The sequence below is a fragment of the Massilia sp. MS-15 genome (assembly GCF_020176695.1).
GTDB classification, from domain to species: domain Bacteria; phylum Pseudomonadota; class Gammaproteobacteria; order Burkholderiales; family Burkholderiaceae_D; genus Telluria; species Telluria hydrophila.
Genome location: NZ_JAIWIA010000048.1, coordinates 1 through 18,104 on the forward strand (window position 1 = coordinate 1; position 18,104 = coordinate 18,104).

General features: G+C 65.7%; 17 protein-coding genes and 1 tRNA gene. 13 read left to right on the forward strand and 5 right to left on the reverse strand.

Features of this window, described 5'->3' with window-relative positions:
* Positions 1-46: 46 nt before the first annotated feature.
* From ybgC to LCI23_RS17780, 8 genes are all read left to right on the forward strand, one after another.
* Positions 47-451 carry a tol-pal system-associated acyl-CoA thioesterase gene (ybgC, locus tag LCI23_RS17745; RefSeq protein WP_224947780.1) on the forward strand — a complete coding sequence of 135 codons (405 nt, stop codon included), beginning with the start codon at positions 47-49 and terminating at the stop codon, positions 449-451.
* 42 nt (positions 452-493) lie between these two features.
* Positions 494-1,177 carry a protein TolQ gene (tolQ, locus tag LCI23_RS17750; RefSeq protein ID WP_224947781.1) on the forward strand — a complete coding sequence of 228 codons (684 nt, stop codon included), beginning with the start codon at positions 494-496 and terminating at the stop codon, positions 1,175-1,177.
* Between the two features lie 15 nt (positions 1,178-1,192).
* Positions 1,193-1,627, forward strand: a complete 435-nt coding sequence (locus tag LCI23_RS17755; RefSeq protein ID WP_224947782.1) for a biopolymer transporter ExbD — start codon at positions 1,193-1,195, stop codon at positions 1,625-1,627.
* Between the two features lies 1 nt (position 1,628).
* Positions 1,629-2,630: a cell envelope integrity protein TolA gene (tolA, locus tag LCI23_RS17760; RefSeq protein ID WP_307727740.1), complete on the forward strand. Its 1,002-nt coding sequence runs from the start codon at positions 1,629-1,631 to the stop codon at positions 2,628-2,630.
* A 19-nt stretch (positions 2,631-2,649) separates the two neighbouring features.
* Complete coding sequence (tolB, locus tag LCI23_RS17765; RefSeq protein ID WP_224947783.1) at positions 2,650-3,921, forward strand: Tol-Pal system beta propeller repeat protein TolB; 1,272 nt, start codon at positions 2,650-2,652, stop codon at positions 3,919-3,921.
* A 26-nt stretch (positions 3,922-3,947) separates the two neighbouring features.
* Positions 3,948-4,469 (forward strand): peptidoglycan-associated lipoprotein Pal, encoded by a 522-nt coding sequence (gene pal / locus LCI23_RS17770; RefSeq protein WP_224947784.1) that lies wholly within the window; start codon positions 3,948-3,950, stop codon positions 4,467-4,469.
* Positions 4,470-4,572: 103 nt separating this feature from the next.
* Positions 4,573-5,328 (forward strand): tol-pal system protein YbgF, encoded by a 756-nt coding sequence (gene ybgF / locus LCI23_RS17775; RefSeq protein ID WP_224947785.1) that lies wholly within the window; start codon positions 4,573-4,575, stop codon positions 5,326-5,328.
* 84 nt (positions 5,329-5,412) lie between these two features.
* Positions 5,413-5,488: transfer RNA gene (locus LCI23_RS17780), tRNA-Lys, on the forward strand.
* Between the two features lie 86 nt (positions 5,489-5,574).
* Here LCI23_RS17780 and LCI23_RS17785 read toward each other — a convergent pair.
* A complete protein-coding gene (locus LCI23_RS17785) occupies positions 5,575-5,997 on the reverse strand; it encodes a hypothetical protein (RefSeq protein ID WP_224947786.1) in 423 nt (140 codons plus the stop codon).
* 515 nt (positions 5,998-6,512) lie between these two features.
* Here LCI23_RS17785 and LCI23_RS17790 point away from each other — a divergent pair.
* Positions 6,513-6,695 carry a hypothetical protein gene (locus tag LCI23_RS17790; RefSeq protein WP_224947787.1) on the forward strand — a complete coding sequence of 61 codons (183 nt, stop codon included), beginning with the start codon at positions 6,513-6,515 and terminating at the stop codon, positions 6,693-6,695.
* A gap of 68 nt (positions 6,696-6,763) precedes the next feature.
* On the opposite strand, the gene LCI23_RS17795 is transcribed toward LCI23_RS17790, so the two are convergent.
* Positions 6,764-8,536: a methyl-accepting chemotaxis protein gene (locus LCI23_RS17795; protein WP_224947788.1), complete on the reverse strand. Its 1,773-nt coding sequence runs from the start codon at positions 8,534-8,536 to the stop codon at positions 6,764-6,766.
* A gap of 296 nt (positions 8,537-8,832) precedes the next feature.
* On the opposite strand from LCI23_RS17795, the gene LCI23_RS17800 reads away from it, so the two are divergent.
* The 4 genes from LCI23_RS17800 to LCI23_RS17815 all read left to right on the forward strand — a co-directional run bounded on the left by LCI23_RS17800 (position 8,833) and on the right by LCI23_RS17815 (position 12,821).
* Positions 8,833-10,233 carry an L-cystine transporter gene (locus LCI23_RS17800; protein WP_224947789.1) on the forward strand — a complete coding sequence of 467 codons (1,401 nt, stop codon included), beginning with the start codon at positions 8,833-8,835 and terminating at the stop codon, positions 10,231-10,233.
* A gap of 131 nt (positions 10,234-10,364) precedes the next feature.
* Positions 10,365-11,126 (forward strand): histidine phosphatase family protein, encoded by a 762-nt coding sequence (locus LCI23_RS17805; protein WP_224947790.1) that lies wholly within the window; start codon positions 10,365-10,367, stop codon positions 11,124-11,126.
* Between the two features lie 12 nt (positions 11,127-11,138).
* Entirely contained in the window at positions 11,139-12,137 is a 999-nt protein-coding gene (locus LCI23_RS17810; protein ID WP_224947791.1) for an NAD(P)H-hydrate dehydratase, read from the forward strand.
* Between the two features lie 255 nt (positions 12,138-12,392).
* The gene (locus tag LCI23_RS17815) at positions 12,393-12,821 is read left to right on the forward strand and encodes a hypothetical protein (RefSeq protein ID WP_224947792.1); all 429 of its coding nucleotides are present in this window, start codon (positions 12,393-12,395) and stop codon (positions 12,819-12,821) included.
* 118 nt (positions 12,822-12,939) lie between these two features.
* Here the strand turns inward: LCI23_RS17815 and LCI23_RS17820 are convergent, their stop codons facing one another.
* From LCI23_RS17820 to LCI23_RS17830, 3 genes are all read right to left on the reverse strand, one after another.
* Positions 12,940-16,146 carry an efflux RND transporter permease subunit gene (locus LCI23_RS17820; protein ID WP_224947793.1) on the reverse strand — a complete coding sequence of 1,069 codons (3,207 nt, stop codon included), beginning with the start codon at positions 16,144-16,146 and terminating at the stop codon, positions 12,940-12,942.
* A gap of 24 nt (positions 16,147-16,170) precedes the next feature.
* Positions 16,171-17,355, reverse strand: a complete 1,185-nt coding sequence (locus LCI23_RS17825; RefSeq protein WP_224947794.1) for an efflux RND transporter periplasmic adaptor subunit — start codon at positions 17,353-17,355, stop codon at positions 16,171-16,173.
* Between the two features lie 194 nt (positions 17,356-17,549).
* Positions 17,550-17,972 (reverse strand): divergent PAP2 family protein, encoded by a 423-nt coding sequence (locus LCI23_RS17830; protein WP_224947795.1) that lies wholly within the window; start codon positions 17,970-17,972, stop codon positions 17,550-17,552.
* Between the last annotated feature and the right edge of the window lie 132 nt (positions 17,973-18,104).

The following is an 18,104-nucleotide window of genomic DNA, read 5'->3' on the forward strand; positions in this document are numbered from 1 at the left end:
TAAAATCGCGTAAAATATTTCCTATATTCATTTAATGGCAGGAAAAATGTCCGTAGCTTTTGACTGGACAGTGAGGGTCTACTACGAAGACACCGACGCTGGCGGCATCGTGTTCTACGCGAATTACCTGAAATTCTTCGAACGCGCGCGTACCGAATGGCTGCGCGCCGCCGGGATTGGCCAGCAGCAGCTGCTCGAAGACGAGGGTGCGGCGTTCGTGGTCAAGAGCGCCTCCCTCGACTACCATGCCCCGGCCCGGCTGGACGACGTCCTGAGCATCCGCACCACGGTCGAGAAGCTCGGCCGCGCCTCGGTCCAGTTCTCCCAGCAGGCCTGGAAGGGCGAGCAGCTCCTGACGACTGCCAGCGTGAAGGTCGGCTGCGTCGATACCGCCACCATGCGGCCGCGCTCGCTCCCCGAAGGTGCTGCTGATAAAATGCGCGCCGCATAGGCCCCTGTCCAGCTGAAACGACCCACGACAACAGAACACACGATGACCGCAACCCAAGACCTTTCGTTCGTTACCCTGATCGCCAACGCCCACCTGCTGGTCCAGCTGATCATGGCCCTGTTGCTGCTGCTTTCCGTGGTCAGCTGGACCTATATCTTCCGCAAGGTGTTCGCGCTGCGCGCGGCACGGGCCGCGACCGAGCAGTTCGAACGCAGCTTCTGGGCCGGCGGCAACCTGCACACCCTGCACCAGAGCGCCAGCGCCCAGCGCGACCAGAGCGGACCGCTGGCCCGCATCTTCGAAGCCGGCATGGGCGAATTCATCAAGGGCAAGCAGGCCGCGCGCGACGCCGGCGACATGACGCCGGTGCTGGACGGCTCGCGCCGCGCCATGCGCGCCGCCTTCCAGCGCGAACTGGACGCCCTCGACATCCACCTGAACTTCCTGGCCTCGGTCGGCTCGGTCTCGCCCTACATCGGCCTGCTCGGCACCGTGTGGGGCATCATGAACGCCTTCCGCGGCCTGGCCAGCGTGCAGCAGGCCACGCTGGCCGTGGTCGCGCCCGGCATTGCCGAAGCGCTGATCGCGACCGCGATCGGCCTGTTCGCGGCGATTCCGGCGGTGGTGGCCTACAACCGCTTCACCCACGACATCGACCGCCTGGCGATCCGCTTCGAGAGCTTCGTCGAGGAGTTCTCGAACATCCTGCAGCGCCAGGCGCGCTGAACGAGGAGACTGGCGATGGCATTTTCCAGCAGCAGCCTGCGCGGCGGACGCAAGCGCAAGTTCAAGTCCGAGATCAACGTCGTGCCCTACATCGACGTGATGCTGGTGCTGCTCATCATCTTCATGGCCGTGCCGGCCAACGAAGTGCCGAGCGTGGTCAACCTGCCGAGCGCGGAGAAGTCGGCGCTGCCGCCGGATACCTATATCCAGGTCTCGGTCCAGCCCGAGAACCGGCTGTCGATCGGCGTCGGCGGCAAGGACCGGGTGCCGATGGAAGACGTGGCCGACCGCACCGCCCTGCTCGAGCGCCTGCGCGCCCTGCACGAAGAACATCCCGACTATCCGGTCTTGATAGCGGGCGACCGCGACAGCAAATACAACGATGTGATCCAGCTGATCTCCGATGCCAGGAAGATGGGCATCAGCCGGGTGGGACTTGCCACCAAGTGATATGTCCGCGATGACGCCAGCCCCCGCCGGCACGCCCTACCGCGTGCCGCCAGAACCGAGCCGCCTGCCCGCTTTTGCGCTGGCGGTGGCCGTGCACGCCGTGCTGCTGGGCTTCCTGTGGTTCGGCATCAGCTGGCAGAACAACGAGCCGGTGGCGGTCGAGGCCGAGGTGTGGGACATGTCGGTGCAGACCGCGGCCGCGCCGCCGCTGCCGCCCCCGCCCGAGCCGGAACCGACGCCGCAGCCGGAACCCGTGCCTGCTCCGCCACCGCCGCCACCGCCGCCGCGCGTGACCGAGACGCCAGTGGAGCGCCCGGCGCCACCACCGGACATCAACCTGGAACGCGAGAAACAGCGCAAGGAAGCAGAGCGCAAGCGCGACCTGGTCGAGAAGGAAAAGCAGCGCAAGGAAGAGGAAGCACGTCAGGAAGATCTGCGCAAGCGGAAAATCGCCGAGCAGAAACAAAAAGAAAAAGAGGAAGCGGATCGCAAAGAAAACGATCGCAAGGAAAAGGAACTGGCTGCCAAGAAGGAAGCCGACGACAAGCGCAAGAAAGACGATGCCGAGCGCAAACAAAAAGCGTTGGCCGATGCCAAGGCGAAGGCTGCCGCAGAAAAGGCCGAACAGGCAAGGCTGGACAAGATACGCCAGGATGACCTCAAGCGCATGGCCGGCGCACTCGGCAGCGGCGGCAGCGCCGTGAAGTCCACCGCCCCGAAGGCCGACGCCGGCTACGTGGCCGCGATCACCGCCGCCATCAAGAGCGCCACCGCCTACGGCGGCAGCACGACCATGCCCGGCAATCCGAAGGCCGTGTTCAAGGTCGAGCAGCTGCCGACCGGCGAAATCATGTCGGTGCGCCTGGTGAAAAGCAGCGGTGTGCCAGAGTTTGACAGAGCAGTGGAAAATGGTATCAAAAAGGCATCCCCCTTGCCGAAGAAAAAGGACGGCACGGTGGAACGCACGCTCGACGTCAATTTCTCGATGAAAGACTACGACTGATCCGGTTCAAAGACAGACTATGAAAAAACTCCATTACCTGCTGTTCAGCGCCACCCTCCTGATGGGCACGAGCGGACTCCAGTTCGCCCAGGCCCAGATCAAGGTCGAGATTGCCGGTGTCGGCAGCAACCAGATCCCGGTGGCGGTCGCGGCCTTCGCCGACGAAGGCATCGCCCCGGCCGACGTTTCCGACATCATTCGCGCCGACCTCGAGCGCAGCGGCGTATTCAAGGTGATCGACGCCGGCCAGGCCATCAGCGACAGTGCCAACGTCGACCTGGCGGCCTTCCGCGCGCGCGGCGCCGACGCACTGGTGGTCGGCAGCGTGGTCCGCCAGCCGGACGGCCGCTTCGCCGTGCGCTACAAGCTGCACGACACCGTCAAGGGCGCCCCGATCTCGCAGCTGGGCGGCGAAGTCCAGCCGAAGTACATCCGCCTGCAGGCGCACCGCATCGCCGACGACGTCTATGAAAAGCTGACCGGCGTGCGCGGCATCTTCTCGACCCGTATCGCCTACGTCAAGGACACCGGGCGCGCGCATGCGCTGGTGGTGGCCGACGCCGACGGCGAGAACGAGATCGTGGCCGCCCACGGCCGCGAATCGATCATCTCGCCGGCCTGGTCGCCGGACGGCACCAAGGTCGCCTATGTCTCGCTGGAAGACCGCAAACCCGTGGTCTACCTGCAGGACCTGATGACGGGCCGGCGCAACGTGATCTCGAACGTCAAGGGCAACAACTCGGCCCCGGCCTGGTCGCCCGACGGCGGCATGCTGGCCGTGGCGCTGTCGCGCGACGGCAATACCGAGATCTACACGGTACGCCCGGACGGCACCGGCCACCGCCGCCTGACCAACAACCCGGCGATCGACAGCGAACCGCAGTTCTCGGCCGACGGCCAGACGATCTACTTCATGAGCGACCGCAGCGGCGGCCCGCAAATCTACAAGATGAGCGTGAGCGGCGGCAACGCGACCCGCGTCACCTTCAACGGCAACTACAATATCAGCCCGCGCGTGTCTGCCGACGGCAAGACCCTGGCCTGGATTTCCCAGCGCAACGGCAATTTCTCCTTGTATGCGATGGACCTGGCCACGGGCCAGGAACTTCGCCTGGCCGATGGGGCCACGGAACCGAGTTTTTCGCCTAACGGCAAGTACATCATGTATGCGATCAAGGGCGGCGGGCGTGCCTCGCTGGCCGTGGTCTCGGTGGATGGACGGGTCAAGCAGCGCTTGAGTACCAATGCGGGAAACATTCGGGAGCCCAGCTGGGGCCCCTTCATGAAGTAAAACTTTATTAGACAAGGAGAAAAACCATGCGCACTTTCCAGAAAGCAGCCCTCATCGCTTCGGCCATCCTGCTGACCGCTTGCTCGTCGACCAAGCTGCAGGAAACCCCGGTGGTCGAAAAGACCCCGACCCCGGCGCCGGCACCGGCCCCGGACACCCGTGCCGTACAGCCGGTCGAGACCGGTAGCGTCGATCCGCTCAACGATCCGCGCGGCGTGCTGGCCAACCGCAGCGTCTACTTCGACTACGACAGCTTCGTCGTGCGCGAAGACGGCAAGCCGGTGGTCGCCAACCACTCGTCCTACCTGACCAAGAACAGCAACCGCAAGGTGCTGATCCAGGGCAACACCGACGAACGCGGCGGCACCGAGTACAACCTGGCCCTGGGCCAGAAGCGTGCCGAGGCCGTGCGTCGCGCGATGGCCGCACTGGGCGTGTCGGACAGCCAGATGGAAGCCGTGTCGCTGGGCGAGGAAAAGCCGAAAGCCACCGGTAGCAACGAAGCGGCCTGGGCTGAAAACCGCCGCGCCGACATCGTCTACCAGTAAGCGTCGGCAGCCGGTCGGCACCACGACCGATTGACAGCGGGGCGGACGGCAGTGCAGACTGCATCCGCCCCGTTTTTACTCTGCAACCGGAAAGAACTCTGCCATGATGAAATTGTCCCCGTCCCGTCTTGCCACCCTGGTCCTGGCGGCCTGGCTGCCGCTGCAGGCGCAAGCCGGCCTGCTCGAGGACAGCGAAGCGCGCAAGGCTATCCTCGAACTGCGCGCCAAGGTCGATGCCATCACGCGCGACCTCACCAGCCGCCTCGAGTCCAAGTCGGACAAGACCGTCCAGCTCGACATGCTGAACCAGCACGAGCAGACCATGCAGGAGATCGCACGCCTGCGCGGCCAGATCGAGGTGCTGGCCAACCAGATCAGCCGCGCCCAGGAGAGCCAGAAACAGCTGTACGCCGACCTCGACGCGCGTATCCGCAAGCTCGAGCCGCAGCAGGAAACCGTGGATGGCCAGACCGCCGAGGTGCTGCCGGCCGAGAAGACCGCCTACGAAAGCGCCTATGCCCTGATCCAGGCGGGCGACTACAAGGGCGCCGCGACCGCGCTGCAGGACTTCGTGCGGCGCTACCCGGATTCGGCCTATGCCGCCAACGCCCAGTACTGGCTGGGCAACGCCTACTACGCGCTGGGCGACTACAAGAAGGCCATCGCGGCCCAGGAAGTGGTCACCACGACCTACGCCAGCAGCGCCAAGGTGCCGGATGCGATGCTCAACATCGGCAGCAGCTATGCCCTGCTGAAGGACAGCAAGAACGCGAAGAAGGCCCTGCAGCAGCTGGTGGCCAAGTACCCGGCTTCGAGCGCGGCCAAGACCGCCAAGGACCGCCTGGCCACGCTCAAGTGATCCACGGGATGCGTCCGGGCCGCCGTCGGCCGCAACACAGCATTTGACAGGGCGCCCGGCACATCCTATAATCTCGCTTCTTTCGGGTCGTTAGCTCAGTTGGTAGAGCAGCGGACTTTTAATCCGTTGGTCGCTGGTTCGAGCCCAGCACGGCCTACCACGAATACACAGGAAGCCCACGACAGGTTCGTGGGCTTTTTGCTTTTGCCGCGCTGCGCACAATCGGGCACCAGGCGGCAGCGGCCGTCAGCGCTGGGCCAGGGTCGCCCGCACCACCACCACCTGCGCCAGGCGCGGATCGGGAACGTAGCTCATCTCCATGTCCTGGCCACTGTCGCCCAGGTTGAAGCGCATGACCACGTTGCCGTCGCGCGATGCGAAGCGGTCGCGCGACAGGGGCAGCAGGCGCATCGCCGGCTGGCGGTCGATCCGGGCGATGAGGCCATTGCCGCGCGGGTCGACCTTCAGGCGCCAGCCGTTCGACATGCCATACATGCCGCTGACGGCGTCCAGGTCTTCCTGGAAGACACGCACGGGCCGCGCCGGTGCCGTCACCTGCACGCTCGAGATCTGCGATTCGTCGATGACGGGATACTGTCGCGACTGGGCGGCAGCATCGACCGCCAGTAGTAACAGCGAGGAAGCAAGTGCCAGACTGTGGGTACGCATGATCGTTTCCTTTCAGGACGGAAAATGCGCCCTGTCGTCGTGCAGGGCGCCCGATTCCAGTCTAGGGCAGCGCCTGTCTCGCGCAAGGACGATGCAGGCAACATCACGAAACCGTCTCGGTCCGGGGCCAGTCAGACCGAAACGACATGATGCAAAAATTGAAATCATCCTTTCGTTTTTGTATCACTTCGCATAGGCAGGATCGGCGCCTGGTCGAAGCTTGCTGAAGCGTTATTCAGTGAGTGTTGGTTTGCGTCGACGGCTTACCGTAATTGCTTGACTTTGTGGCGGGCTGGCCGGATATTGTTGTATCGCAGAAAGCCCTTGAAACCCAAAGCAATCGTGTGCGCCCTTGTATCCGGCAAGGAAAAATGTAAAATGAATAACATTTACTAAGGCCAAGGCAGTACGCCACCGTCCCGCGTCCGGAACTTGCCACGCTGCCGATCCATCCAACACCGTTTCACCAACGTCGAACGCCTTTCTCCGGTGGAGATGGCAACAAGGAAACCAGCATGAACCTCGAACATCCGCACCCAAGCATCCGTTCCGCAGCGACCGACCGCAGCATCCCGGCCACGCCCAAGCGCAGCTTCGCCAAGCGCGTCGTCTCCAGCAGCCGCCGCCTGCGCGCCCGCATCGGCGTCGGCATCGGCCTGTCCCTCGGCCTGGCGGCGCTGGTCATCGTCCTCGAATAAGGCCGGCATCGCCGGATGAAAAAAGGCAGCGCCGCAGGCGCTGCCTTTTGCATTCACGCCGCCTGGCGTCAGAACTCTTCCCAGCCCTCGGTGGTCTCGGCTGCCTGTGCCTTCGGGGTCTTCAGCGCCTTGTCCGCCTGCGCGCGCCGGGCCGGCCTGGCCGCCGACGCCGCTTCTTTCACGGCTGCTCTTCCTGCTGCTTTTGCGGCCGCATTCCCAGCCGTCAACGCCGCGGCCTTCATGACCGGGCTGGCATCCAGCGCGGGCACGCGGGCCGCAATTGCCGCGCCAGCCTGCGCCTTGATCCGGAACGTGCCCACCACCTGCGCCAGCGCAGCCGCTTCTTCCTGCATCGACTGGGCCGCGGCCGAAGCCTGCTCGACCAGCGCCGCGTTTTGCTGGGTCACCTGGTCCATCTGCACCACGGCACTGTTGATCTGCTCGATGCCGGCGGTCTGTTCCTGGCTGGCGGCCGTGATCTCGGCCATGATGTCGGTCACCCGGCCCACGCTCTGCACGATCTCGGCCATCGTCGCCCCGGCCTGGTCGACCAGGACCGAACCGTGCTGCACCTTCTCGACCGAATCGTCGATCAGGCCCTTGATTTCCTTGGCCGCCGCGGCGCTGCGCTGGGCCAGGCTGCGCACCTCGCCCGCCACCACGGCGAAACCGCGGCCCTGCTCGCCGGCACGCGCCGCTTCCACGGCGGCGTTCAGGGCCAGGATATTGGTCTGGAAGGCGATGCCGTCGATGACCGAAATGATGTCCACGATGCGGGTCGCGGAATGGTTGATCGCGCCCATGGTCTGCACCACCTGCTCCACCACGGCGCCGCCCTTGCCCGCCACCTGCTGGGCCGAGGCCGCCAGCGCGTTGGCCTGGCGCGCATTGTCCGCGTTCTGGCGCACGGTCGAGGTCAGTTCCTCCATCGACGAGGCGGTTTCTTCCAGCGAACCGGCCTGCTGCTCGGTGCGGCTCGACAGGTCGAGGTTGCCGGCCGCGATCTCGCCCGAGGCGGTGGCGATGGTATCGGTGCCGGCGCGTACGCGGCTGACGATCTGCACCAGCGATGTATTCATGTCCTTCAGGGCCTGCAGCAGGCGCCCGGTTTCGTCGCGCGAAACGACGTCGATCTGCTGGGTCAGGTCACCCGCGGCCACCGCGCGGGCGATCCGCACCGCCTCCTCGATCGGGCGCACGATGGCGCGCACCAGCATCCAGCCCACCACGGCCGCCATCACGAGGCCGAACAACAGGCCGGCCAGGCACACCAGGCGCACGGTTTCATAGGTCTGCTGCGAACGCTCGTACTCGGCGCGGGCCACGCGCTGCTGCAGGTCGATCAGCTGGCCGCCGAGCGCACTCATGGGCTGGAACAGGCGCTGCATGACGCCCCCGGCGATCAGGTTCGCGCCTTCGCCGTCGCCGGCGCGCAGGGCCGCGATGGCGGGCAGCAGGCCCTGCGCCAGGAAGGCCTTGCGCGCTTCGCTGAATTTTGCCACCAGCGCCGCTTCCTCACCGGTCATTTCGGTCTGTTCGTAGGATTTCCAGTTGCTCGAGACACTGGCCACGTTGGCCTCGATCTCGGCCACGAGGGCGTTGCGCCCGGCGCTGTCGGCCAGGTCGGCGGCGCGGGCCACCAGCAGCTGGTTGGTGGTGCTCAGCTGCATCACACGGCTGAGCTGGCTGAGCGCGACGATGCGGTCGTCGTGCAGGCTTTTCAGCTCACCATTGGCGACGCTCAGGTTGTACAGGCCGATGACGGCGCCTGCTACGAGTTCAGCAGCCAGGAAGGCGATGACAAATATCAGGCGCGATGTGATGGTGAGATGTTTAAGCATGAGAACTCGAGTTGGTTGCGGGCAAGGATGCAAGACAAATTGAATTATAGAAACAAGTTGCCTTACTTCGTCGGGTTTGATGCCCCTGTTTGCGTTAATTCGCGTCCAGCGTCGCCGCACCACCACAAAGTCGTGACAGCATGACATTTTTGTTGCCCGGACTGGCAAGGCTATTCGGCCAGGACGGCGCCTGGTTGCGCTCGGGTCCGGCAGGCGGCGATACCGGTTTGGCGATAGAATGCTGCGATGATTTCCGTAGCGCACTTGTTGCGCATTTGTTGTCTCAAAAGGCTCCAATGAACTTTCTTGTCCTGATCAACCTGGGCGTGGCGCTGGCCATCTGCGCCCTGCTCTACTGGCTGCAAGTCAAGCATGTGTCGTTCACCAAGCGCGTCTTCACCGGGCTCGGCCTCGGCGTGGTGCTGGGTGCGGCGCTGCAGGCGGTCCATGGGGCAAGCGCACCCGAGATCGCCGCCACCGGCGCCTGGCTGGACGTGGTCGGCAGCGGCTACGTCAAGCTGCTCCAGATGATCATCATTCCCCTGATCATGGTCTCGATCGTGCAGGCCATCCTCAAGCTGCGCAATGCCGCCTCGCTCGGCACCATCAGCAGCCTGACGATCGGGATCCTGATCGCGACCACCATCGTGGCCGCCGCGATCGGCATCCTGATGGCCAAGCTGTTCGGCCTGAGCGCCGCCGGCCTGACCGCCTCCACTGCCGAGGTGGCGCGCGGAGAATATTTACAGGGCAACCTGGCCGCGGCCAAGGAGATTTCGCTGCCTTCGATGCTGCTCTCGTTCATCCCGGCCAATCCTTTCCTCGACATGACCGGCGCCCGCAAGACCTCGACCATCGCGGTGGTGGTGTTCGCGATCTTCATCGGCATCTCGGCCACCGGCATCGCCGGCAAGAAGCCGGAAGCCTTCCAGTCCTTCAGCGACTTCGTGCACATGGCGCACGTGATCGTGATGCGGATGGTGACCCTGGTGCTGCGCCTGACGCCCTTCGGCGTGTTCGCCCTGATGGCGAAGATGGTCGCCAGCTCGAGCCTGCAGGACATTCTGGGCCTGGCCAGCTTCGTGGCCGCGTCCTACTGCGCGCTGGCGCTGATGTTCGGCGTGCACCTGCTGCTGGTGAGCGCCAGCGGTTTGAATCCGCTGCGCTGGGCGACCCGGATCTTCCCGGTGCTGGTGTTCGCCTTCACCTCGCGCACCAGCGCCGGCAGCATCCCGATGAGCGTGGCCACCCAGACTGCGCGCCTGGGCACGCCGGAAGGCATCGCCAACTTCGCCGCCTCGTTCGGCTCCACCATCGGCCAGAACGGCTGCGCCGGCATCTATCCGGCCATGCTGGCCGTGATGATCGCGCCCACCGTCGGCATCGATCCGTTCACCGCGTCCTTCCTGCTGCCACTGCTGGCGATCGTCGCTTTCGGTTCGATCGGCGTGGCCGGGGTCGGCGGCGGCGCCACCTTCGCCGCCCTGATCGTGCTGTCGGCGATGGACTTGCCGGTGGCCCTGGCCGGCCTGCTGATCTCGGTGGAACCGCTGATCGACATGGGCCGCACCGCCCTCAACGTGAGCGGCTCCATCACGGCCGGCACGCTCACCAGCCGGATCCTGGGGCAGACCGACCTGCGGGTATTCCACAGCGATATCGAAGCCAACCTGGACAGCGAAGAACAGGTCGCCTAAGTGATTTCGCCCTCTTTGTAAGAGGGTTCCGACGCCTCCGCGAGCCTGCGCGGAAGGGCTGCAATCGTGCGCTTGGCGCCCGAAGAATCCGTCTATGATGCCGTCATGTCAATATCGAAGACGGGCAGGTGATGGAACAAACGTGGCCACAGGAAGTCTGGCTGGTCAGGCATGGGCAGAGCGCCGGCAACGTCGCGCGCGAGATCGCCGAGGCCGCCGCCGGACACCACATCGACATCGCCGACCGCGATGTCGATGTGCCCCTGTCCGAACTGGGCGAACGCCAGTCCCAGGCCCTCGGTTCCTGGTTCGCGGCCCTGCCGCCCGAGCAGCAGCCCACCGTGGTGCTGCATTCGCCTTATGTGCGCGCCGCCGAGACCGCCAACATCCTGATGCAGCGCCTCGACCGCGCGCGGTTGGTGGTCGAGTCCGATGAGCGCCTGCGCGAGAAGGAATTCGGCATCCTCGACCGCCTCACCACCCATGGCATCGCGCACCATCATCCGGCCCTGTATGAGCAGCGCCAGCACGTCGGCAAGTTCTACTTCCGCCCGCCCGGCGGCGAGAGCTGGTGCGACGTCATCCTGCGCCTGCGCAGCGTGGCCGACACCCTCAAGCGCGAATATTGCCGCGAACGTGTGCTGATTGTCGCGCATCAGGTCACGGTCAACTGCTTCCGCTACCTGTTCGAGCGCCTCGACGAAAAAACCATCCTCGCATTCGACCGCGCCGGGGACGTGCCGAACTGCTCGGTCACCTCCTACGCCTACGATCCGGCGCAGGGCAAGGGCGGCACCCTGGCGCTGCGCCTGGTGAACTTCGTGGCGCCGCTGGAAGCCACCGGCACCCCCGTCACCGTCAGCAAGGACCTGCCTGCGGCACCGAAGGCCTGAACCCCGACCCTTATGGAACCACTCCTGGACACCGCCAGCCGCGCGAACGCCGTGCACGATGTCGACACCGCCCTGCTGCGCAGCTGGCCGGTGCCGATGCCGGCGCTCGAGGGCGACAAGGAGATCCGCGGCCACGTGCTGGTGCTGGGCGGCTCCTGCGAGATGCCGGGCGCCGTGATCCTGGCCGCCACCGCCGCCCTGCGCGCGGGGGCCGGCAAGCTCACCATCGCCACCGGCCACAGCGTGGCCCAGCTGGTGGCCCTGGCCATGCCCGAGGCGCGCGTGATCGGACTGGCCGAGCACGACAGCGCCGGCTTCAGCCTGGACGCCGTCGCCGCGCTCGACCCGCTGGCCGACCGGGTCGATGCGGTATTGGTCGGGCCCGGCATGCGCGACGAAGCGGCAACGGCCGCCCTGGTGCATGCCCTGCTGCCGCGCCTGGATGCGGCCGGCTCGGCCGTGGTGCTGGACGCCTGCGCCATGGGCGCCTTGCTGCACCCGCCGGCCGGCTGGCCGGCCGGACGGCCCTGGCGTTTCGAACATCCGGTCGCGCTGACCCCGCACGCGGGCGAGATGGCGCACCTGACCGGCATCGACAAGGCCAGCATCGTCGAGGCGCCCGATCCGCGCGCCATCGCCGCGGCGCGCGACTGGAACGCGGTGCTTGCATTAAAAGGTGCGCGCACTGTCATCGCAACGCCGGATGGAACGTTGTACCAGCATGAGGGCGGCAATGTGGGGCTGGCCATTTCCGGTTCCGGAGACGTGCTGGCCGGCATCATTGCCGGGCTGGCGGCGCGCGGCGCCCCGCTCGACCAGGCGGCCTGCTGGGGCGTGGCCCTGCATGCGCGCGCCGGGGAACGCCTGGCGGCACGCATGGGCACACTTGGATACCTGGCGCGGGAAATATCGCAAGAGATCCCCGCGCTCTTGGAAGACATCGCCAGCGAAGATGCTGGCGGACACGGAACCATCCGGCAAGCGCCGGTGGGCCGGGGAGCGCCAGCCTAGGCGGGCACGCCCCGGCAATCCGCAAGCGATTGCGGGCACAGTACGACAGTGCACAGATCCGGTGAACCGGCAATTCCGACTGCGAGCGCCATTCGTCGGATTCGTGCACTGACCGGGGCCGCGTGTTGCGTCGGTTCCCTGATGGTTCCACTGCTGGGTTCCCGAACCCTCAGAGGACCTAACCTGGCGCCGCGAGGACCAAGGCCTCACCTGGTCCCTGCGGCACAAGATAGACGTGAACGAGGAGTTTAAACAATGAAAGCACTGACCCAAGCACCAAAAATCCTGCTGACGGCTGCCGTGTTGGCCTCCCTGCTGGGCGCCTGCCGCAAGAACGAGCCGGCCACCGACACCACGACCACGACGCCGGACACCTCGGCCACCGCGCCGACCAGCACCTCGGGCACCACCGGCACCACGGGTGACACCGGTACCGGCGCGACCGGCACCGGCACCACCGGCACCACTGGCGACATGGGTACCGGCGCCACCGGCACCGGCACCACCGGCACCACCGGCGACATGGGCACTGGCGCAACCGGCACCACCGGCACCGGCACCACCGGCACCACTGGCGACATGGGTACCGGCACCACCGGCACCGGCACGGGCACGACCGGCACCGGCACCACCGGCACGGGCACCACGGGCACTGGCACCACCCCGCCGACCACCGGCGGCTGATTCGCCATCGCCGTGCAAGCAAGAAAGCCCGCGCTGCGGGCTTTCCTGCTTTCGGCAGGACAAAAAAAGAGCCAGCCCGCAGGCTGGCTCCCATCGTCCAGGCTCGCGCCTGCCCGGATCAGGCCGGCTGTGGGGTGCCGCGTCCGCGGCGCGCCACGAAGCGGCCGAGGCGCAGGATGCCGCGGAACACCAGGCGCACCATCACCAGGGTCAGGATGGCTTCGGCAAAGGTCATCAGGAAGGCCAGCGCCGCGTTGTAGCGCTTGGCACGGCGGCCGAACTTGGCAGCCATGCGGTCGCGGGCGATCTCGATGCTGTCGTAGAAGGTCGGAACGACCAGCAGGGTCAGCAGCGTCGAGGTGATGGTGCCGCCGATGATGGCGATCGCCAGCGGCTGGTAGAACTGGCCGGCGTCGCCGAGCGCCAGCGCCACCGGCAGCATGCCCGCGATCAGCGCGAAGGTCGTCATCAGGATCGGACGCAGACGCTTGCGGCCGGCCTGCATCAGCGCCTCTTCGCGGTCCATTCCTTCTTTTTCCAGCGCGCGGGCGGCGTCCAGCAGCAGGATCGCATTCTTCGCCACCAGGCCCATCAGCATCAGGATCCCGATCATGCTCATCAGGTTGAGCGTGTTCTTGGTCAGGATCAGGGCCAGCACCACGCCGATCAGCGACAGCGGCAGCGACAGCATCACGCCCACCGGTGCGGTGAAGGAGCCGAACTGCATCACCAGGATCAGGTACATCAGCAGGATGCCCGAGAACAGCGCGATGATCATCTCGGTGAACAGTTCCTGCTGGTCTTCACCCTGGCCGCCCAGCGCCAGGCCGTAGCCCGGCGGGAAGTCGAAGGTCTTGGCCAGTTTCATGGCGTCGGCGGTCACTTCGCCGGCCGAACGGCCCTGGGCGTTGGCCGACACGGTGATCAGGCGCTCGCCGTCCTTGTGGCGGATGCCCGACGGACCCTTGCCCATGGTGATGGTGGCGATCTGCTCGAGCGGCACCATCATGCCGGTGCCGGCAACCGCGATCGGCAGGCGTTCGATGCTGTCGGTGTTGACGCGGTCGTCCGGATGCAGGCGCACGGCGACGTCGCGGGTCTCGCTGGTCGGATCGACCCAGTCGCCCACTTCGATGCCGGCAAAAGCCACGCGCAGCGCCTGGGCGGCGTCGTTCACCGAGATGCCCATGGCGTTGGCCAGGCCGCGGTCGAGCACGATCTGGAGCTCGTTCTTCGGATCCTGTTCCGACAGGGTCACGTCGACGGCGCCCGGCACCGCGCGCAACTTCTCCATGTAGGCCGACGTCAGTTCCATCAGCTTGCGCGAGTCCGGACCGGTGAACTCGATCTGGACCGGCTTGCCGTTGCCGCCCAGGTCGTCGATGACGGTGTACTCGGCGCCGACCAGCGGAGCGATCTTGGCGCGCAGTTCTGCGCCGATCTCGGCGCCGGTGCGCTCGCGCTTGCTGCGCTTGCCGATGTCGACGTAGACGCGGCCGCCGTTCAGGTCGACGTAGCTGTTGGTGTCCTCGGTTTCCTTGATCGTACGGGCCGCCTCGGCAGCCGCCTCCACCTTGCGGCGTGCGTATTCCAGGCTCGACGAAGCCGGCGTGCGGATCTCGACCATGATGGTGCCGTGGTCGCTTTTCGGCAGGAAGCTCGAGCCGCCGAAGGCCATGTGCAGACCGATGGCGCCGACGAAGCTGAGGACGGCGATGGCGCCCATCCACTTGCGGTGGTGCAGTGCCCATTCGATCACGCGGCCGTAGCGGTCGGCCTGGTGGTCGAACCAGTGGTTAAAGCGCTGCAAGGCCAGGCTCAGGCCCTTCTTCGGTGCGTGCTCGTGGCCGGGAGGGTCGCCCCAGTAGGCCGACAGCATCGGGTCGAGTGTGAAGGAGATGAACAGCGAGACGATCACCGAGCAGGTCACGGTCAGGGCGAAGGGGCGGAACCATTCGCCGGACACGCCCGGCATGAAGGCCACCGGCACGAACACGGCCATGATCGAGAAGGTGGTCGCGGCCACGGCCAGGCCGATCTCGGCCGTGCCTTCGAGCGCGGCGGTACGGCGGTCCGAGCCCATTTCCATGTGGCGCACGATATTTTCCCGCACCACGATCGCATCGTCGATCAGCACGCCGATCGCCAGCGACAGGCCCAGCAGGGTCATGAAGTTCAGCGTGAAGCCGCACAGCCACACGGCGATGAAGGCTGCCAGCACCGAGGTCGGCAGCGACAGCGCGGTGATCAGGGTCGAGCGCCAGGAATTCAGGAAGACGTACACCACGAAGATGGTCAGGATCGCGCCCAGCACCAGCGATTCGATCACATTGTTCAGGCTGCTCTGGGCCTGTTCGCCGCCGTCCTGGACGACGTCGAGTTTGGTTCCCTGCGGCATTTCCTTGTTGGCCTCTTCGACCACCTTGTGCACCTTCTTGGCCAGCGCCACGGTCGAGGCGTCGGGCGAACGGGCGATGTGCAGGCCGACGTTCGGCTTGCCGCTGCGGATCGACAGGCTGTTGATGTCGGCGAAGCCGTCCTTGATCTCGGCCACCTGGTTCAGGCGCACGATCTGGTCGCCGTTACGCTTGACCACGATCTGGGAGAAGTCTTCCGGACGCTCGATGCGGCCGACCAGGCGGATGCCTTTCTCGTCCAGCTCGCTGCGCAGCTTGCCGACCGGGGCATTGGTGTTCTGGGTACGCAGGGCGTTGGTGACTTCCGACACCGACACGTTGTACTCGCGCAGCTTCTCGGCGCGCAGCAGGACCGACAGCTCGCGGCGCAGGGCGCCGTTCACGTTCACGGTCGAGACGCCCTCGATGGCGCGGAACTTGTCGGCCAGCACGTCTTCGGCATAGCGCGAGATGTCGGCATGCGACTGTGTGCTCGACGACAGCGCCAGCTGCATCACCGGCTGGGCGCTCATGTCGAAGCGGCGCAGCACCGGCTCGCGCATCTCGACCGGCAGCTTGTAGCGCACCGCGGCGATCGCGTTGCGCACGTCGTCGGAGGCTTCGATGACGTTGCGGCCGAAGTTGAACTCCATCCAGATCGACACGCCGCCTTCGTACGAGTTGGAATTGATCTCGGTGACGCCCTGGACCGCCAGCAACTGCTTTTCCAGGCGGTTGGTGATCTCGCGTTCGACGGTCTCGGGCGACGCGCCCGGATACGGGATGTTGACCGAGAGTCCTGGCTGCTCGACGTCCGGGTTCTGGTTGACCTTCAGTTTGGACAGGGCAAGCAGGCCGACCAGCATCATCGCCACGATCATGACGACGGTCGCGACCGGTCTCTTGACACTAAAATTGGAGAGGAACATTTGTAGTTATCCTTATTTCCCTTGTTACTTGCCCTGCACCGCGACCTGGTTGGCCGCGCTCGCTGCGCTGGCCACCAGCGCCGGCGGCATCTCGACCTTCTGGCCATCCTTCAGGTTCGAGCTCGGGGAGCGCAGCACAAGGTCGCCGGCGACCAGGCCCTGCTTGACTTCGACGTTGCCGGTACGTGCATCGCGCGCGCCGACCACCAGCGGGACCTTGTTCAAGACCTTGTCCCTGATGCGCCAGGTATAGGCGGTGTCGCCCGCCTTGACCATCGCGCCTTCCGGCAGCATCAGGGCGCTCGTGCTCTGGGCGTCGATGCGGCCTTCGGCGTACAGGCCGGCCACCTTCGGCTGGGCCTTGTCGGCGAACTCCACCACCACCTCGACCTGGCGGGTGATGGCGTTGGCGGCCGGGTCGATGCGCTTGACAAGGCCGGCAAATTGCTGATCGCCATAGCCATTCACGCGGAAGTTGACTTTCTGGCCGAGCTTCACGTTGGCGATCTCGTCGGCCGAGACGCGGGCCTGGAAGCGCATGCTGTTCGGGTCGATCACCTTCACCAGTTCCTTGCCGATGGTGGCGGTGTCGCCGGCCGAGACCTTGCGCTCGGAGACGATGCCGTCGAACGGCGCGCGCACCACGGTGCGCGACAGCTGCTGGCGCGCGGTGGCGGCGCGCGAGCGGGCCGCCGACAGTTCGCTCTGGGCGCTGTTGCGGCGCACTTCGGCTTCGTCCAGGCCAACGGCCGAGGTCATGCCGGAGGCGCGCAGGGTCTTCATGCGCTCGAGCTGGCGGTTGGCCTGGTCGAGGGCCTGGCTGGAAGCGCGCACGGCTTCGTCGGCCGATGCGACGGTGTCGCGAATCGCGGTTTCATCCAGACGCACCAGCACGTCGCCGCGCCTGACCGGCTCGCCATTCTCCTTCAGGACCTGCAGCACGACGGCCGAGACTTCGGCGCGCAGGTCGGCCTTGCGTTCCGGCTGGATCGAGCCGGTGACCACCGGGCCGCTCGACAGGGTGTCGCTCCGGACGGTCAGCACGTCTTCCGGTGCAACCTTCAGCTGCGACGGGCGCTTGTCCTTGGGACCGCCCTTGGCGCTGGCCTGGGCGGTCTGTTCGCCCGGCTTGGCAGGTTCCTTGGACTCCTTGCTGCAGGCGACGAGCGCCGAAGCGATGGCAAGGACGAGTAATGATTTGCGCAGCATTGTGTTCTCCAGAGAATGGACTCAGTGGTTGTTCTTGTATAAATGCGAATATGGACAGCCAGCGCGCAGTATCAGGTAGTGCCCTGCCAACTTCAAGGCAGGACGCTGCGTACTGCGGAAATCGAGGGATGAAATGCGGTATTTGGCGATGAGCTGCATTCCGCACCACTGGAATGCAGCTTCCGGACGCTTCCTCAGGCGGCGCCGAACAGGGCGAATACCAGGAAGCCCATGCCGATGCCGGTCAGGATGCCGCCGCCGATCTCGACCAGGGTGTGGCCCATGCGCTCGCGCAGCACCTTGTGGCCCACGGTGTCGCAGGCCAGGCGGTTGATCGCCGCCGCCTGGCGCCCGACGTGCTGGCGCAGGCTGTTGGCATCGATCATCACGATGAAGGCCAGCGTCACCGCCACCCCGAAGGCGGGATGGCCGATCCCCTCGCGCAGCGCGATCAGGGTGGCCATGCTGGTCACCACCGAGCTGTGGTTGCTGGGGAAGCCGCCGTTGCCGACCAGGTTGAAGGCCCAGCGGCGCTGGCGCACACTGGTAATCAGAAACTTGATCGGGCCGACCAGCATCCAGGTCAGCACGGGTGTTGCGAGATAGGCGAGATCCATGTCGAAGTCCAAGTAAACAATGCAGAATAATGCAAGGCGGCATTATCTCAGAAGCAAGTCGGGACTTGCGATAAAAAACACGCGCAGGCGGCGAACTCCGTAGCGCCACTGCCCTGCCGGGGACGGTAGTAT

Excerpts from the sequence above, each read along its gene's own strand:
- ybgC (WP_224947780.1), top strand. The coding sequence starts at position 47 with ATGTCCGTAGCTTTTGACTGGACAGTGAGGGTCTACTACGAAGACACC.
- tolQ (WP_224947781.1), top strand. The coding sequence starts at position 494 with ATGACCGCAACCCAAGACCTTTCGTTCGTTACCCTGATCGCCAACGCC.
- LCI23_RS17755 (WP_224947782.1), top strand. The coding sequence starts at position 1,193 with ATGGCATTTTCCAGCAGCAGCCTGCGCGGCGGACGCAAGCGCAAGTTC.
- tolA (WP_307727740.1), top strand. The coding sequence starts at position 1,629 with ATGTCCGCGATGACGCCAGCCCCCGCCGGCACGCCCTACCGCGTGCCG.
- tolB (WP_224947783.1), top strand. The coding sequence starts at position 2,650 with ATGAAAAAACTCCATTACCTGCTGTTCAGCGCCACCCTCCTGATGGGC.
- pal (WP_224947784.1), top strand. The coding sequence starts at position 3,948 with ATGCGCACTTTCCAGAAAGCAGCCCTCATCGCTTCGGCCATCCTGCTG.
- ybgF (WP_224947785.1), top strand. The coding sequence starts at position 4,573 with ATGATGAAATTGTCCCCGTCCCGTCTTGCCACCCTGGTCCTGGCGGCC.
- LCI23_RS17785 (WP_224947786.1), bottom strand. The coding sequence starts at position 5,997 with ATGCGTACCCACAGTCTGGCACTTGCTTCCTCGCTGTTACTACTGGCG.
- LCI23_RS17790 (WP_224947787.1), top strand. The coding sequence starts at position 6,513 with ATGAACCTCGAACATCCGCACCCAAGCATCCGTTCCGCAGCGACCGAC.
- LCI23_RS17795 (WP_224947788.1), bottom strand. The coding sequence starts at position 8,536 with ATGCTTAAACATCTCACCATCACATCGCGCCTGATATTTGTCATCGCC.
- LCI23_RS17800 (WP_224947789.1), top strand. The coding sequence starts at position 8,833 with ATGAACTTTCTTGTCCTGATCAACCTGGGCGTGGCGCTGGCCATCTGC.
- LCI23_RS17805 (WP_224947790.1), top strand. The coding sequence starts at position 10,365 with ATGGAACAAACGTGGCCACAGGAAGTCTGGCTGGTCAGGCATGGGCAG.
- LCI23_RS17810 (WP_224947791.1), top strand. The coding sequence starts at position 11,139 with ATGGAACCACTCCTGGACACCGCCAGCCGCGCGAACGCCGTGCACGAT.
- LCI23_RS17815 (WP_224947792.1), top strand. The coding sequence starts at position 12,393 with ATGAAAGCACTGACCCAAGCACCAAAAATCCTGCTGACGGCTGCCGTG.
- LCI23_RS17820 (WP_224947793.1), bottom strand. The coding sequence starts at position 16,146 with ATGTTCCTCTCCAATTTTAGTGTCAAGAGACCGGTCGCGACCGTCGTC.
- LCI23_RS17825 (WP_224947794.1), bottom strand. The coding sequence starts at position 17,355 with ATGCTGCGCAAATCATTACTCGTCCTTGCCATCGCTTCGGCGCTCGTC.
- LCI23_RS17830 (WP_224947795.1), bottom strand. The coding sequence starts at position 17,972 with ATGGATCTCGCCTATCTCGCAACACCCGTGCTGACCTGGATGCTGGTC.